The sequence below is a fragment of the Lysinibacillus sp. C5.1 genome, assembly GCF_016350185.1.
Lineage (GTDB): Bacteria > Bacillota > Bacilli > Bacillales_A > Planococcaceae > Lysinibacillus > Lysinibacillus sphaericus.
Window position 1 is genome coordinate 1800802 of the sequence record NZ_CP066226.1, and the last position, 16662, is coordinate 1817463.

At 38.2% G+C, this 16662-nt stretch carries 13 protein-coding genes; 8 read left to right on the forward strand and 5 right to left on the reverse strand.

Going from position 1 to position 16662, the window contains the following annotated elements; all coding sequences use genetic code 11:
• The first annotated feature begins 42 nt into the window (after positions 1-42).
• From I5435_RS08460 to I5435_RS08475, 4 genes are all read left to right on the forward strand, one after another.
• The gene (locus I5435_RS08460; protein ID WP_337983590.1) at positions 43-3654 is read left to right on the forward strand and encodes a dynamin family protein; all 3612 of its coding nucleotides are present in this window, start codon (positions 43-45) and stop codon (positions 3652-3654) included.
• Between the two features lie 10 nt (positions 3655-3664).
• On the forward strand, positions 3665-4474 hold the full coding sequence (locus I5435_RS08465; RefSeq protein WP_231785982.1) for a sulfurtransferase: 810 nt from the start codon (positions 3665-3667) through the stop codon (positions 4472-4474).
• 161 nt (positions 4475-4635) lie between these two features.
• Positions 4636-5460, forward strand: coding sequence for an MBL fold metallo-hydrolase (locus tag I5435_RS08470; protein ID WP_231785983.1), 825 nt, complete (start codon positions 4636-4638; stop codon positions 5458-5460).
• Positions 5461-6003: 543 nt separating this feature from the next.
• On the forward strand, positions 6004-7206 hold the full coding sequence (locus I5435_RS08475) for an NAD(P)-dependent malic enzyme (RefSeq protein WP_024363407.1): 1203 nt from the start codon (positions 6004-6006) through the stop codon (positions 7204-7206).
• A 60-nt stretch (positions 7207-7266) separates the two neighbouring features.
• Here the strand turns inward: I5435_RS08475 and I5435_RS08480 are convergent, their stop codons facing one another.
• The 3 genes from I5435_RS08480 to gdhA form a co-directional block, all read right to left on the reverse strand.
• A complete protein-coding gene (locus I5435_RS08480) occupies positions 7267-7920 on the reverse strand; it encodes a Yip1 family protein (protein WP_108030491.1) in 654 nt (217 codons plus the stop codon).
• Between the two features lie 173 nt (positions 7921-8093).
• A complete protein-coding gene (locus I5435_RS08485; RefSeq protein ID WP_025219181.1) occupies positions 8094-8780 on the reverse strand; it encodes a phosphoribosylaminoimidazolesuccinocarboxamide synthase in 687 nt (228 codons plus the stop codon).
• A 235-nt stretch (positions 8781-9015) separates the two neighbouring features.
• Positions 9016-10389, reverse strand: coding sequence for an NADP-specific glutamate dehydrogenase (gene gdhA, locus I5435_RS08490; RefSeq protein WP_024363410.1), 1374 nt, complete (start codon positions 10387-10389; stop codon positions 9016-9018).
• A 187-nt stretch (positions 10390-10576) separates the two neighbouring features.
• Here gdhA and I5435_RS08495 point away from each other — a divergent pair, with 187 nt between their 5' ends.
• The 4 genes from I5435_RS08495 (at position 10577) to I5435_RS08510 (ending at position 14503) form a co-directional block, all read left to right on the forward strand.
• Positions 10577-11050, forward strand: coding sequence for a YaiI/YqxD family protein (locus tag I5435_RS08495; RefSeq protein WP_024363411.1), 474 nt, complete (start codon positions 10577-10579; stop codon positions 11048-11050).
• On the forward strand, positions 11040-12362 hold the full coding sequence (locus tag I5435_RS08500) for a D-serine ammonia-lyase (protein WP_337983591.1): 1323 nt from the start codon (positions 11040-11042) through the stop codon (positions 12360-12362). The genes I5435_RS08495 and I5435_RS08500 overlap by 11 nt, the downstream gene beginning before the upstream one ends.
• Before the next feature lie 153 nt (positions 12363-12515).
• Positions 12516-13217, forward strand: coding sequence for a YwqG family protein (locus tag I5435_RS08505; protein WP_337983592.1), 702 nt, complete (start codon positions 12516-12518; stop codon positions 13215-13217).
• Positions 13218-13352: 135 nt separating this feature from the next.
• Positions 13353-14503 (forward strand): IS3 family transposase gene (locus tag I5435_RS08510; RefSeq protein WP_337982902.1). Its coding sequence is split into 2 segments (ribosomal slippage): positions 13353-13626 and positions 13626-14503, totalling 1152 coding nucleotides; the frame shifts between segments, so codons are not numbered across the junction.
• A 92-nt stretch (positions 14504-14595) separates the two neighbouring features.
• Here I5435_RS08510 and I5435_RS08515 read toward each other — a convergent pair.
• Both I5435_RS08515 and I5435_RS08520 read right to left on the reverse strand, forming a co-directional pair.
• Complete coding sequence (locus I5435_RS08515) at positions 14596-15768, reverse strand: pyridoxal-phosphate-dependent aminotransferase family protein (RefSeq protein ID WP_024363414.1); 1173 nt, start codon at positions 15766-15768, stop codon at positions 14596-14598.
• 206 nt (positions 15769-15974) lie between these two features.
• Positions 15975-16463 (reverse strand): hypothetical protein, encoded by a 489-nt coding sequence (locus I5435_RS08520; RefSeq protein WP_024363415.1) that lies wholly within the window; start codon positions 16461-16463, stop codon positions 15975-15977.
• Positions 16464-16662 lie beyond the last annotated feature (199 nt).

Consider the following 16662-nt stretch of genomic DNA (forward strand, 5'->3'; position numbering starts at 1 on the left):
ACTAATTGTGAATAATTAAAAGGATAAAGGGGTTACAGTTTTATGAAAGAATTTGACCAACAACTAGAGGGGCTTTTAAAGCAAGCTTCATTACAATACATAATCTATCAGCATAATGGTGATACAGAGCGTATGGATAAAACCTCGCTATTTGCACGTAAATTACAACAGAAAGAATATGTCATCGGTTTTGCTGGCCATTTCTCTGCTGGTAAATCAAGTATGATTAATGCCTTATCTGGTGAGAATTTACTTGCGTCAAGCCCGATACCGACAAGTGCAAATATTGTGAAGGTGCATAAGTCAGAAGAAGATTTCGCCGTCGTTTATATGCATAATGAAAAACCTGTTAAGTTTGAAGCGGGATATGATTTTAAAACCGTTAAAGAACTCAGCAAAAATGGAGATCTTGTATCACAAATTGAAATTGGTCATAGCGCTTCTACATTACCTCTTGGCGTAACAGTGATGGATACACCTGGTGTTGACTCGACAGATGACGCACACCGTATGTCTACAGAATCAGCGCTTCATATTGCAGATATTGTATTCTATACAATGGACTATAATCATGTTCAATCGGAATTGAACTTTCAATTTACAAAACAATTAATGAAATATAATCCGAATGTATATTTAATCGTTAATATGATTGATAAGCATAAGGAAAATGAATTAAGCTTTGAAGACTTTAAAGCGACTGTTCACAATTCATTTTCAGCATGGGGCGTTGTGCCAAAAGGCGTCTTTTTCACATCTTTACGAGAGCCAAAGCATCCAAATAATGATTTTGAAACAGTGAAAAAAATTGTGATGGATAGCATGAACGATTGGCAAGATCAGCTTGTACAGACAGCGACCAATACGCTACGTTTATTGCAAAGTGAGCATGACAACTTCTTAATGGAAGAAAAGCAAGATCGTTTAGATATTGATGAAGATATTTTAAGTGCCGATGATTGGGCACATCATCAGGATATTTTAGAGCAATATAATAAGTTAAATCGTCAAGTAGAATTATTCTCAGTGGAAGCTTGGAATGAAACATTTGAGGAAGAACGTAAAGAGTTACTTGCTAATGCAGCCATTATGCCGGCCGATGTGCGAGATAAATTGCGTCTTTATTTAGAAAGTAAGCAGGAAGGGTTTAAAGTAGGCGGTTTATTTTCAGCGAAAAAGAAAACTGAGGAAGAGCGTAATCGTCGTAAAGAAGAAGCATACAGTGCCTATCAAACAGTTGTACACGCTCAAATTACGGGTCATTTAAAAGGGTTAATGAAAAAGGCATTAAAAGATGTCGGGGCGTTAAGTGAGGAACGTGCGCAAGCAGTGGATGCTTATGTATTTGATTTACCATTTTCGTTAATTGAACAGCAAGTACAAGTCGGTGCTATATTAACAGGAGAGGCTGTTCTTAATTTTGCCAACCGTGTTGCAGAAGCAACGAAACGTTATTTTATACAGGAAACAGATGTGTGGAAGGATGCCCAAGCAACAACATTACAAACTGTTGCAACTGAAACGGCAGCACCATCTAAGTTGAAAATGGCTGGTATGCAGGCAAAAGTAGATGCCATTCAAGCTGTACTAGAAATCGAAAGTTATCAGCAATATAGTGCAGGTGTTATGCATCAAGCAAGCAATGAAATTCGAAAAGAAGCGAATGATCAACTCACACTTTGGGAAAAAGCGTTTGAGCAGGATTTAGCAGATATCCGATTATTTGACGAGTCGATGCTCAAACCAAAAGAAGAGATTATTCAGCAAGAGGAAACGCAACATGCAGTGAGTACATCTAGTCTACCTATTGAAGGTGTTATAAAACGGGCACTTCATACAGCCAATGCAGTGAAAGAGGTCCAAGGTTTTGCAGAAGTAGCAAGCTATTTAGAAAACAAAGTAGAGCGATTACAGAAAAAGGACTTTACGATTGCATTATTCGGTGCGTTTAGTGCAGGGAAATCTTCCTTCTCGAATGCCCTAATGGGTGCAAAAGTGTTACCAGTATCACCTAATCCTACAACAGCGGCTATTAATAAAATTCGTCCGGTGACACCAGAGCATCCTCACGAAACAGCAGATGTTCAGTTAAAAACGGCAGCACAAATGCTTGAGGATATCCAAGGTTCTTATGCGGCGATTGGTTTAACGGTTTCGTCTTTAGATGAAGCATTTAACCGTGCAGATGAAGGACTAGCGGTACAGCTTACTGATGAACGATTAAATGTGCATAAATCATTTATTCGTGCATATAAAGAAGGCTATCCAACATTTAAAACGGAACTTGGACAAGTGTTACGTGTAGAGCGTGAAGAGTTTGAAAAATTTGTAGCACAAGAAAATAAATCATGCTTCGTCGATAATATTGACTTTTATTATGATAGTCCGTTAACGCGTATGGGTGTAACGCTTGTCGATACACCGGGGGCAGATTCCATCAATGCACGTCACACAGGGGTTGCCTTTGAATATATTCGTAATGCGGATGCCATTTTATTTATTACGTACTATAACCACGCATTTGCTAAAGCGGATCGAGAGTTTTTAATTCAATTAGGTCGTGTAAAGGATGCCTTTGAACTTGATAAAATGTTCTTTATCGTTAATGCGATTGATTTGGCAACGACAGAAGAAGAACAAGAAGATGTAAAAGGTTATGTTCGTTCAGAATTACAAAGCTTTGGTATTCGTTTCCCACGTTTATATGGGGTATCTAGCTTAATGGCATTAAAAGAAAAAGTAGAGGGTGCTTCATTTGCATCGGGCATGCCGCCGTTCGAGGATGCTTTCCATACATTTTTAAATGATGAGTTAAGTGCATTAGCGGTGCAGGCACTTGCAGAAGAAGTGGACAAAACAGAGCAACGTTTAGGTGATTTAATTGCTCAAACAGAGGAAAACTTAAAACGTAAAGATGAGCGTTTAGCTGAGTTGACTACGCTTGAACAGCACATTAAATCGAAGTTTAATGCGTTAAATACAAGCATGATGGAAAGTGAAACAAAACAGGAATTAGATGAATTATTGTATTATGTTTTACAACGCGTCTTTTATCGCTACCCTGAATTCTTTAAAGAAGGATATAACCCTTCAACCTTTGCGGCTATGCCTGCACAGCAAGCATTAGAGCATGCGTTGAAAGAAGTCTTGCAAAGCTTACGATTTGATTTTACACAGGAAATGCGTGTTACAAACTTCCGCTTATCCCAATTTATTAGTAAGAAAATGCAACTTCGTTTTAAAGATGAAGTCCGTGAGCTGAAAGAAATGAACCGTAGCTTCTCGTTTTTAGCCTTTGAATCATCTGAGCCAGATTTATTAGCATTTGAAGGTCCATTTGCAGATGGTACAAAATATGCAAGTGTGAAATCGCATTTCCGTAATCAAAAAGCATTCTTTGAGAAAAATGAAAAAGTCAAGCTAAGTGAAGCGTTAGAAGCATTAACAAAGCCAGATGCTCAAAATTATTTAGATGGACAAAAAGTAGCACTCATGACTTGGGCCATAGCCTATATCGGTGAAGAAGCGGAAAGATTACGCTTGCATATTTACCATCAAGCACTAGAGCAAATTGCAACTGAACGACTTGTGTTACAAGAGGAAAGTCGATTAGCTTCGTGGAAATCAATTTACGCACAACTACAATACGCATGAGGTGATTCACATGGGAAAAGTGTTCAAAACAGTTGAGGAAATTCAAGTTGACGGTGTCCGTTTTGTAGATGCTCGCTATGATTTACAAAACAAACAATTTGGAAAGCAATCATTTGAGGCAGGTCATGCACCAGGAGCGGTGTATGTTGATTTAGAGCAGGATTTATCGGATATGGAAAGCGAAAACGGCCGACATCCGATGCCGAGTAAGGAAAAGCTTACGTCTGTCTTTCAAGAATTAGGTCTGCGCTACGAAGATCAAATTGTCGTTTATGACCAAGGAGCATCACCGTTTGCACCGCGCGCTTGGTGGATGTTAACCTATGCAGGTTTCCCAAATGTGGTCATTGTCAATGGTGGAGCGACGGCATTGGGAGAAAAAGTGACGTTCACAAAGGATATTGTGAAATATGCGCCGACAACGCTTGATTTGAATTGGCAAGATCATCTGTATGCGCCACGTGAAGTAGTTAAGGCAATTGTTGATGGAGAACAGTCAGCAACGCTATTAGATGCACGAGCTGCTGCCCGTTACCGTGGTGAAGTTGAACCGCTTGATAAAGTGGCGGGTCATATCCCAACTGCTAAAAACTTTGATTGGGAGCAGTTAAAAGTTGAAGGAACACTGCAAGCTAATGATGCGCTTCGTGCGAAGGTTGCACAAGATGAACAGATAGTGGTTTATTGTGGCAGTGGTGTCACAGCATCACCGCTCTACGCAGTACTTGCAGATGAAGGTTATGAAAATATTCAGCTCTATACAGGAAGCTATAGTGATTGGATTACAGCATACGATGTAGAAACTGGAACAAATGAATAATTAGGAGAAGACGTTCACCTTGGTGGGCGTTTTTTTCTTCAGAAATACTTGGCCAGATTAAAATAAATCGCTCATGGGGCTTCAAATGGAAATTTACGCTAAAAATGACTCATCATTCATTATATGCTACACTTTTTTTACAAAGGGGAAGGGGGAAACATATGTATAAATTAGAGAAAAGTATTGAAATCGAACAACACGGTAACGTGCAATGTGCACATGGTAAAGTAGCTGTTCAAGGTATAGGAATGAGTGTCTATAGCTTTTATGTGGATGGACTCCTGATTGATACAGGTTCTAATTCGCTTGCAGAGGAGTTTCAATCTTTTTTTCGCGAGCTGTCGGTTGAACAGGTTGCGTTGACTCATGCACATGAAGACCATTCGGGCAATGCTGCTTGGATTCAGCAACAACAAAAGATCCCGATTTACGTTCATCGTGAGTCCATTGCCAATTGTGCGGAAGACGGAAACTATCCATTCTATCGTCAGGCGCTCTGGGGACAGCGACCAGCATTTATTGCACAGCCATTTGGAGACACACTTGAAACGAAATCTGCCACTTGGGACATTATTGCGACACCAGGACATACAACAGATCATCTGTCGTTTTACAATCGGGCAACAGGTGCCATGTTTACAGGAGATTTATATATTCAAACGAAGACAAAGGTTGTGCTCGATGAGGAAAACATCGTACATACTTTGGCATCGTTAAAGAAACTATTACATTTTGACTTTGAGCAGGTCTATTGTTGCCATGCAGGTTTTCTTGCGGATGGTCGGGCGAAAATAAGCGAAAAAATTGCTTATTTAGAGGACTTGGAGGGAGAGGTGCGAAAGCTCTATTCCCAAGGCTACACAGACGATGCCATAACGAAAGCCATTTTTCGCCGAGAGTACCCAATCACCAAGGTGTCGGGGGAGCAATGGTCATCCAAACATATTATTACCGCTTTTACTAAGCAATTTAAGCAAGAGTCTTAAAATACATCGCGGGTAAAGCGTGCTACTTCGCGGGTATTTTAGCTCAATCCGCGGGTAAAGCGTGCTACTTCGCGGATATTTTAGCTCAATCCGCGGGTAAACTGCACTACTTGGCAAGTATGTTCCTTTTTAATATGAGTTTGTCCTCGTTCTGAGAGTCCTTACCGTAAGGACTCTTTTTTCTGTTGCTAAAAAAGTTTGTGAAAAAATGTGAATAAAATGTGGCGGATTTAGATGTAACAATGGATGCGCTTACATGAGTTTGTGAAATTTTTCTCATTTACTGCAGTAAAATACTATGTGAAAAACTGAACAGGTTGATTGCTGTTATAACTACGTTTTTTAAAAGCTGAAAAAGGTTATTTGTTATATTATAATAATTGATTGTGAAATTAATAACAATACAATAAAACGTTATAAATGATAGATAATGTTGATTTAACAAAGAAAATACTGCTTTTTAAAGTTTTTTCGTTGACTGCTATTTCACAAAGTATTATGATACTGACATACAATAAAACAGAAGGAAAAGGGGCGGATTGAATGGATATTATGAAAAAAGCGTTAGATATGCATGCACAATATAGTGGGAAATTAGAGGTGATTTCAAAAGTACCAGTGCAAGACTCTTATGATCTTAGCCTTGCGTATTCGCCTGGTGTAGCGGCACCTTGTATTGAAATTGAAAAAAATCCATCGCTTGTCTATGACTATACAATGAAGGGTAATATGGTGGCTATTGTATCTGATGGTACTGCGGTGTTAGGGCTAGGGGATATTGGGCCGAAAGCAGCACTACCTGTAATGGAAGGGAAAGCAATTTTATTAAAGCGTTTTGCCAATGTTGACGCTTTTCCACTATGTTTAGATACAAAAAGTACGGATGAAATCGTCAGCATTGTGAAGGCGCTTGCGCCAACATTCGGTGGTGTTAATTTGGAAGATATTTCTGCACCACGTTGCTTTGAGATTGAAGATCGACTACGTCAAGAATGTGATATTCCAGTGTTTCATGATGATCAGCATGGTACGGCAATTGTTGTAGGTGCTGGGATGATAAATGCAAATCGTATTGTGAAGAAGGACGTAGCGACGATGAAAGTAGTCATTAACGGAGCTGGTGCGGCTGGTATTGCCATTTTACGTATCCTTGTACAAATGGGCTATAAAAATATTTATATGTGTGATACAAAAGGAATTATTTATGAAGGCCGTGCGGAAGGTATGAACCCGATTAAAGATGCGGTTGCGCATTTAACAAATCCGGAAAAATTACATGGTACGTTGGATGATGCTCTCGTAGGTGCCGATGTCTTTATTGGCGTATCTGTTGCGAATTTACTAACAGAGGCACATATTGCATCAATGAATGAAAATCCAGTTGTCTTTGCACTTGCGAATCCAAATCCAGAAATTACGTATGAAAATGCGAAAGCATGGGGTGTTCGTATTATGGGGACTGGTCGTTCTGACTATCCAAATCAAATTAATAATGTCCTAGCTTTCCCAGGAATTTTCCGCGGAGCATTAGATGTCCGCGCAACAGATATTAACGAAGATATGAAGTTAGCAGCAGTAGAGGCGATTGCTTCTCTTGTGAGTGATGAAGAATTAACTGAGGAATATATCGTGCCTAAATCATTAGATGAGCGTGTTGTTGAAATTGTTTCACGTGCAGTTAGTGGAGCAGCCGTTGCATCTGGTGTATCTGAGTTATTCCAGCAACAAACCGTCCTTTCGGTATAATGTAAATTGTTATGGTCCAAAAAATCTCCCGCTCTCAATAATTTGAGAGGGGAGATTTTTTTAAATCATACTGATACCGATTATTCCGATGAATATGATAATAAGAAGGATAAATAGTATGACTACACCAACAATTGAAGGAATAAGAACTGTAAAGAATGCCTTCCAATTTGAAAATCGATGTGCTTCTGCTACAACACCAACTGTAATAACCATAGACCAAATGCTAGTAACAGCTGTCATAAGTATTGACGGCCAAAAAATCCAAGGGGCTGATTCCATGTAGTTAGCATCCATTAAAGACTCAGGTGATGTAAATAGCCATATTAAGTAGAATGGAATAAGCGCAATAAATGGTACACCCGCTAAGCTCAATCCTTTAAACATTTCAGAAAACGTTGCACTACCTTTAAATAATTTACCGACTAACCACAAAATTAGGGTAGAAAAAGCTGTACCAATAATTGCTGAAATCGGTGCTAAAATCACACAGAATAGCACGATAATCCAAGGGGATACATCAAGTAAAAAATTACTATCTATAAGACCAGTAAGCATAGCTCCAATATAGGCAATGGACATAACAAGAATTGCATAACCGATTGATTTGGCATCAATCATATAGCGAGCAGTTTGCTTTGGATGCATCCAAGTAGACAGAAACGGATTCACTTTAGACCTTTCTTGTTGCGGTGTTTCATTATAGTTTTCCATTAAAGTACCTCCAAAGATGATAATATATGTTTCTATTCAATATACGAGTGAAGTGGTAAAAGGTTTCAAAAAAATTTGTTAGATTGGAAATTTTGGATTGAATGTAAAAAATATTACTACTACACACTAAAAAACCCCCTCAATGCATTGGTTGCATGAAGGGGAATCCGTGATTAGTCAGCTAACATAATTTTTTCAAGCTCTAATGGCTCAATATATTGTTCACCTTTGTAAGCGCGCATATTGCCGCCAGAGATTTCATCAATTAATAATATTTCATTTGTTTGTGCGTCACGGCCGAATTCTAATTTAATATCGTATAGTGTTAAGCCTTTTTTCGCCAGCTCTGCACCAACGAATTTAGAAATTTCAATTGTGCGTTGTTTTAAAATAGCATATTCTTCATGTGTTAACAGGTTTAACATCGCTAAAGCATCTTCAGAAATTGGAGGATCTAGACGATCATCATCTTTGATTGTTACTTCTACGAAAGAGTCTAAAGGTTGTCCTTCTTGTACGTAAGCACCATAGCGACGTAGGAAAGAACCGACAGCTTTGAATCGGCAAATGACTTCTAACCCTTTTCCAAAAACAGTTGCGGGCTTTACAGTCATTGTAGCATCATCGAAGTTTGCGTCTACGTAGTGAGTAGGGACACCTTGTTCGTTTAGTTTTGAGTAGAAATAAGAAGTTAGGCGAAGACCTGCAAGACCTGCACCATCAATTGTTAAACCAACAGTATTTGCGCCCGGATCAAATACGCCATTTTCACCAGTTACATCATCTTTAAATTTTAATAAATAATGACCATCTTCTAATTTGAACACATTTTTCGTTTTACCTGTATACAATAATTCCACAAAAAACCCTCCAATATTTCATAGTACACAATAATTATAACACGAATGTTTTAAATATATAATATAAATAATGTTCGTTTTAATCTTTGTTATACTTATTTTTTCACCTATATTCTACAAAAAAATAAGATGATAACGAATGTTCGTTATCATCTTAAGTGAAATTAAGAAGATTCTAAATTTTATCAATAGATTCTAGTTACTAGATGCTAGAATAAATTGTAAAAGGATTTTATTAATATACGCCTTCAGATAGCATACCATCAGCAACTTTAATAAAGCCAGCGATGTTTGCTCCAACAACTAAGTTGCCTGGGTAACCGTATTTATCAGCAGCAGCTTTACTATCTGCATAGATATTTTTCATAATTTGGTGTAACTTCGCATCTACTTCTTCAAATGACCAGAATACACGGCTTGAATCTTGTGCCATTTCTAGTGCAGATACAGCAACACCACCAGCATTTGCTGCTTTAGCAGGACCAAATAATACGCCAGCATTTAAAAATTCGTTAATTGCTTCAAGGTCAGATGGCATGTTAGCACCTTCACCAATTGCTTTTACACCGTTTGAGATTAATGTACGAGCAGCGTCGCCATTGATTTCGTTTTGTGTAGCACATGGAAGCGCGATATCACATGGAATTGACCAAATTCCTGTACAACCTTCTGTAAATGTAGCATTTGGACGATAATTAACGTAAGTTGATATACGGTCACCTTTTACTTCTTTAATTTCTTTAACGGCATCAAGATCTAAACCTTCTGGATCATAGATATAGCCTGAAGAGTCAGAGCACGCAACTACTTTTGCACCATAAGCTTGAGCTTTTTCAATTGCATAAGTCGATACATTACCAGAACCAGAAACGACAACTGTTTTACCTTCAAAAGAATCATTTGCATCTTTTAACATTTCTTCTACAAAGTATACTGTACCGTAACCAGTTGCTTCTTTACGAGCTAATGAACCACCATAACCAGGAGTTTTACCTGTTAATACGCCAGATTCATTTGCTTTTGTTAAACGTTTGTATTGACCCCATAGATAACCCACTTCACGAGCACCTACACCGATATCACCAGCAGGAACATCGACATCTGGCCCAATATGACGGTATAATTCAGTCATGAATGCTTGGCAGAAGCGCATGATTTCTGAATCGGATTTACCTTTTGGATTAAAGTTAGATCCACCTTTACCACCACCGATTGGTTGCCCAGTTAAAGCGTTTTTAAAGATTTGCTCAAAACCTAAAAACTTAATAATTGATTCGTTTACAGAAGGGTGGAAACGAAGTCCACCTTTGTAAGGACCCATTACATTGCTGTATTGAACGCGGTAACCACGGTTCACTTGTACTTGGTTGTTATCATCTTGCCAAGCGACACGGAATGAAATGATGCGATCTGGCTCAACGATACGAGAAAGAATATTTGCTTTAATATATTCAGGGTGTTGTGCAAATACAGGCACTAATGAAAGGAAAATTTCTTCAGCTGCTTGTAAAAACTCCGCTTGATGGCTATTTTGTTGTTTTAGTTGCTCGAACACGCCGTCAACGTATTCTTGTGCTAATTGTTCATTGCTTAAAGTTGTTGTTGTCATTATGAAAACCTCCAAATTGGTTGATAGGTGTATCGTATATCTATTTTTCACACTATTCAATAAAATACTTTTTCCAAGTTGGATAAGTTTGTGAAAAAATGAGCAAACAGGGTCAAGAAAATATTATATTAAAATAATATCAAGGTACTTGATTTATCTAATAATGAGAAGGGAATGATGCCTTATTGTGAAGGTATTAATTGATGCTGATGCCTGTCCAGTCGTGGATTTAGCGCTATCTATATCATCTGAGTTTGAGATTGAAACTATCTTGTTTTGCGATACATCACACCGTATTGAACGTGATAATGTAATAACAATTATTGTACCAAAGGGTCCAGATTCGGTTGATTTCACGCTAGTGAATGCGCTTTCAAAACATGATATTGTTATTACACAGGATTACGGTTTAGCGGCCATGGTGTTGGCACGTGGAGGTTATCCAATCGATCAAAATGGCAGGGAAATGTCTAATGAAAATATCGAACGTTTGCTCGATATGCGCCATGTTGGGCAGAAAATTAGACGTGCTGGAGGACGAACCAAGGGACCTAAAAAAAGAACGAAAGAAAATAATATGCTGTTCGAAATGAAATTTCGACAAATTTGTGAACGAGCAATTTTAGCGCAAAAAATGGAGGAATCAGCAGATGGAAAATGACCTAAAACACGAATTATTTCACCAATATCCACTATTAGAAACGATAAAAAATCGGGAGACTGTATTTTGGGAGAATACAAAATGGATGAAAAAGGCAAAAACAACACTCTTTTCTAACGAGGAGGTTAAAGATGCGGAAGAAACGCTGCAACGCTTTTCTTCCTATTTAACTATTGCTTATCCTGAACTATTACACAGTAAAGGGCTGATTGAATCGCCTATTCAACAAATTGCACAAATGAAGAAGGCACTCGAGAGAATGTTCGCACTATCCATTCCAGGTAAATTCGTTTTAAAATGTGATCACACGTTGCCTATCTCTGGCTCCATCAAAGCTCGTGGTGGAATCTATGAAGTTTTAAAGCATGCAGAGCGTTTGGCAATTGCTAATGGTATGTTAACAATAGAAGATGATTATGCGGTGTTCGCCACTGAAAAACTACGGACGTTTTTTCAGCAGTATACGATTGCCGTAGGTTCAACTGGTAATTTAGGGCTCAGTATCGGCATAATGGCTAAAAAATTAGGGTTCAATGTCGTTGTACATATGTCTAGTGACGCAAAAGAGTGGAAGAAAGCGTTGCTAAGAGAAAAAGGTGCAACGGTTATTGAATATAAAGCAGACTATAGTGTTGCTGTAGAACAGGGGCGTCTGGAGGCTTCACAAAATCCAATGTGTCATTTTATTGATGATGAAAATTCAAAAGATTTATTTGCTGGCTATGCAGTAGCAGCAAAACGCCTAAAAGTCCAGTTAGAAAAGACAAACATTCAAGTGGACAAAGCACATCCATTGTTCGTTTATTTACCATGTGGGGTAGGGGGTGGACCTGGAGGGGTTGCATACGGTTTACGTGAAATATTCGGGGAGTATGTTCATATCTTCTTTGCAGAGCCAACTGCCTCACCTTGTATGATGATTGGGCTTATGACAGGCTTACATGATGAAATCAGTGTAGAGGATATTGGCTTGGACAATCAAACAGAAGCAGACGGTCTTGCTGTAGGGCGTGCTTCTAAATTTGTAGGAAAAGTGATGGAATCGTATATTAGCGGTTGCTATACTGTAAAAGATGAAGAATTGTTTATGTCCCTTGCTTTGGCAATGGAAAGTGAAGGGGTATTATTAGAGCCTTCTGCACATGCGGGAATGTTTGGTCCCATTCATTTGCTAAAGAACGGACAAAACTATATAGAAAAGCATCATTTACAGGATAAAATGGAACAAGCTACACATCTTGTCTGGGCAACAGGGGGAAGTATGGTACCACAAGAGATGCGAGAAGAGTACATGGCGAAGGTGAACATGTAGCAAAAATAAATAATGAAAAACAGTTAATGATAAAATGATGAGTAAAGTCAATAAAAAGACAGATATGCTCTGTTAGAGTGGTATGTGTCTTTTTATTTTGCAGGATGTTAATTAGGAAATTATTTTTAGTTAATAGGAAAGGATTGAACGTTATTGAAGGATTCATTAAAGCAGGCGATTATTTTACAAGCAGTAGAGGAGTCAGTTACTTATACGGATAGTAAATTAGGTGGAAGACCGTATTGTAAATTAGGTGATGATTTCCCAGTACATAGTAGTGGCATACCATATATGTTTATAGCACAGCTTAATTTTACAAAGCTACCTAAGCTAAAAGATTATCCACAGCAAGGGCTTCTACAGTTTTTTGTGTTGGCGGATGAAGATTATGGTGTTGACAAGGATGGCTATTATTGTCGGTATTATTCGGACTTTGATCCCTCTCATGATATCGAGCCATTTTCAGATGAAGAAATGGATTATGAGCTATGTGAACCGATTATTTTTGGGGGTCCTTATGCATTGAAGGCAACATTACTTCAAGAGCTAGTTCCGTATACGGATCCTCGCTCCGTTCATTATGACTTACCAATAGAGAATCCTGCTTATTCAAAGTACTTTGATGAAACAGATGGTAGTGGAACGAAAATAGGTGGCTATGCATTTATGGATAAAAATAGCTTTGATGAAAAAAATAGCAATGCTGAGTTACTATTTCAATTAGATATGGAAGGTAATGCCAAAAAAACATATGCTATGATAGCAGACTCGGGTACATTACAATTTTTTATAGAACGAGATTCGTTAATTGCAAAGGATTTTACTCAACTTTATTATTATCTTTATAGTCTGTAAGAAAATTGTCTAGATAAGAAAAAATGTTAGAACGACTTTGGAACTGACCCCAATAGGTATAGACAAATAAAAAAAGCATCTTCGATTGAAATTCGGGTATAGATACTTAAATTTCAATGTGGAGGTGTTTTTTCTATGGGAACAAGAGTGAGTTATCCCTATGAAGTAAAAATGAAAGCGATTAAGATGCGATTAGCAGGTGTACCTGTCAAACAGATTCTATTGGAATTAAATATACGCCATAAAACACAGGTCGAAACATGGGTGCGTTGGTATAGAAATGGTGAAGTCAATCGTTTGAAACAACCTGTAGGCAAACAATATATCTTTAATAAGGGTCCTGAACCGGACAATGAACAAACGAAATTAGCATTGGAAAACCGTTATTTAAAGCAACAAATTGAGGTGCTAAAAAAGTACGCAGAGTTGGAGAGGAAGTGGTTGGAGAAGTAGCTGTACAGTTAGTTGCGTCACTAAGAAGCATGATGTCTGTAAAGGACATTTGTAAACACTTTGGGATTGCACGATCTACCTACTATCGTTGGAAACAGGCATCAACCGATGCAAGGTCTCGTCAAGCAATAGAGAGACGTATCGGTGAACTCTGTCGAGCAAATAAATTTCGCTATGGCTACAGAAAAATTACAGCACTTTTACGTCAAGAAATGTGCGTCAATCATAAAGTGGTTCAACGTATCATGCAAAAATATGGTTGGCAATGTCGCGTGAAAGTGAAAAAACGGAAACGAACAGGACAACCTTATGCAATCGCAGCAAATTTATTAAATCGCGATTTTGAAGCCACCGCACCGTTACAGAAGCTCGTAACTGATATTACTTACTTGCCATTTGGTCAAAAACAGTTGTATCTTTCAAGTATTCAAGATTTATATAATGGTGAAATTATTGCCTATTCGATTGGAGACTGCCAAGATACTGATTTTGTGCTGGATACATTAGCTCAACTTCATCATTTGCCCGAAGGGTGTACGTTGCACAGTGACCAAGGGGCGGTATACACATCGTATGATTATCAACAGGCCGTAAAAGCAAAAGGCATTACCATGAGCATGTCCCGTAAAGGTACGCCCGCTGATAATGCCCCAATCGAATCGTTTCATTCTGTGTTAAAGTCTGAAACATTCTACTTAGACAATTTGAACAGTACTACGACGGCCATCGTAGAACAAACTGTCAAAGACTATATAAACTATTATAACAATAACCGAATTCAAACGAAACTAAACAACCAGTCGCCGGTTCAATACCGACAACTGGTTGAGTAATGCTTTTTTGATTATTGTCTTATATATCGGGGTCAGTCCCTTTAGTCAATCTAACATTTTTTCTCTTTTGTCCAAGCTCATAGGTCAGCTAATTAGGGGCTTGTAATCGTATTCGCCTGTGCGGCTAAAAACACTTTATGTGCTGCGCTGACACCTGCACCTGGCTCAAAGTCATAGGCAAAGTCTTGCAATGCCGCTTCCATTAAAGAAACGGCTTGTAAAATATCGCTAGGGAAGCAGTAGCCCATATGCCCAAATCTAAAAATTTCCCCTTGTAAAGGCCCAAGACCACCAGCAAAATCTAAATGATAGTGTTGTTTAAGGTGATGTAAAAACGCATTTAATGCAATACCTTTTGGCGCCATGATAGCAGTAATCGTTGGTGAAGCGAACTCATCCGTTGTCAATAATTCCATGTGAAGAGCTTTCATTGCACTGCGCACCATATTTTTCATCAATTCATGGCGTGCAACAGTGTGAGCAAAGCCACCTTCTTCTTCAATGAGTTTACATACTTCACGTAATCCATAAATAAGTGTGATGGTAGGGGTATTTGGTGTCATCCCTTTGTGAGCCCAATCACGATAGCTCAATAAATTTAAGTAATAAGATGGCATAGTATTTTCTTCGATAACTTTCCAAGCTCTGTCACTAACGCTAACGAGAGAAAGCCCAGGTGGAAGCATCATCGCCTTTTGCGAGCCTGTTACGAGGATATCAATTCCCCACGCATCCATCTCAGCAGGAGCTCCACCAATACAGCTTACGCCATCAACGATAACTAACGCATCGCTTTCTTCACGCACGACTTGTGCTAACGCTGCAATGGGATTTAAAATACCTGTTGACGTTTCGTTGTACGTAATAAAAACAGCTTTAATATGCTGTAGAGGTTGTAAAAAAGTACGCAACTCTTCAGCTGTGCATGCTTGTCCCCATTGTTTTGCTAGCTTATGTACGTTAAAGCCATATTTTTCGCAAATTGAAACGAAATAATCTCCAAAAGCTCCTACGGTAATGACAACAACATCATCGCCCGCATTAACGGTATTGACAGCAGCAGCCTCTAGTGCTGCTGTGCCACCAGATGGAAGCAATAATATGTCCTGCTTCGTGCCGAAAACAGCTTTCACTAGCTCTGTCGTTTCACGATATAGCTCAACAAATTCATTGCTTCGATGGCTGAAGATATCTCGGTTCATCGCAAGTTGCACTTTTTTAGGAATCGGTGTAGGTCCTGGATGTCTTAAAATATTTTCATACATAAATAAAATCCCCTTTGTTTAAAAATTAGAAATTCTAAATTTTCTAACTATAATATAGCATATTCATCGGGAACGCTGGCTTCATTTTGGAAAAAATATTGGAAATAGGAGGGGAATGAACAGAAACGACAAGGTATAAGCACAAAAAAATCCGCTTTCCGTCTTGCTGGACGAAAAGGGATTTAAAGAGGCTCTTTACACTACAACTATACGATAAATGGTCGTTTCATACGCATTAAGCCGTAGATAGCATAGAATAAGCCACATGTAATAATAGATAAAATAATGTAGAGAACGGCTTTTCCAGACTCACCAGTCCAGCGGAATAGAAGACGATATGTGTAGTAAACCCAATAGCCGAACATAACAAGTGAAGCAATAAATCCAACTAATGGGACGAACGAAATGATAAATAATGCTGCATAAATGAATGTTGTTTTTTTCGCTGTTGCACGGATTGTCGCATCATCATCACCATTGGCGGTAAGTAGAAATAAACTATAAATATTGATAATTGGAATCCATGCTATATAAGCTACATCGCTAAAACCGTTTGTTTTCGAAGCCATAAAATAAATAAGTGCATTCACAACGTACCCAACAATTAACATGCCCAATAATACGAAAAAGAAAACCACCATGAAACCACCAAAGACTGCATCATAATCACTATAATACGGATCATAATAATTCATTAAAACTCTCCCCTTTCAATACGTTTATTTAAGCACATAAAATCCACATCATTTCCCAAGAAATATCGTAATAGTCCTATAAAAATGGACTAATTACTTTAGGGAACATTAAATCACTTTATGATATCATCCAGTTCAACATGCTCTGTAAGTAAATAAAAAAACAACTATTTTTTATAAATATCGGTATAATTGTAAG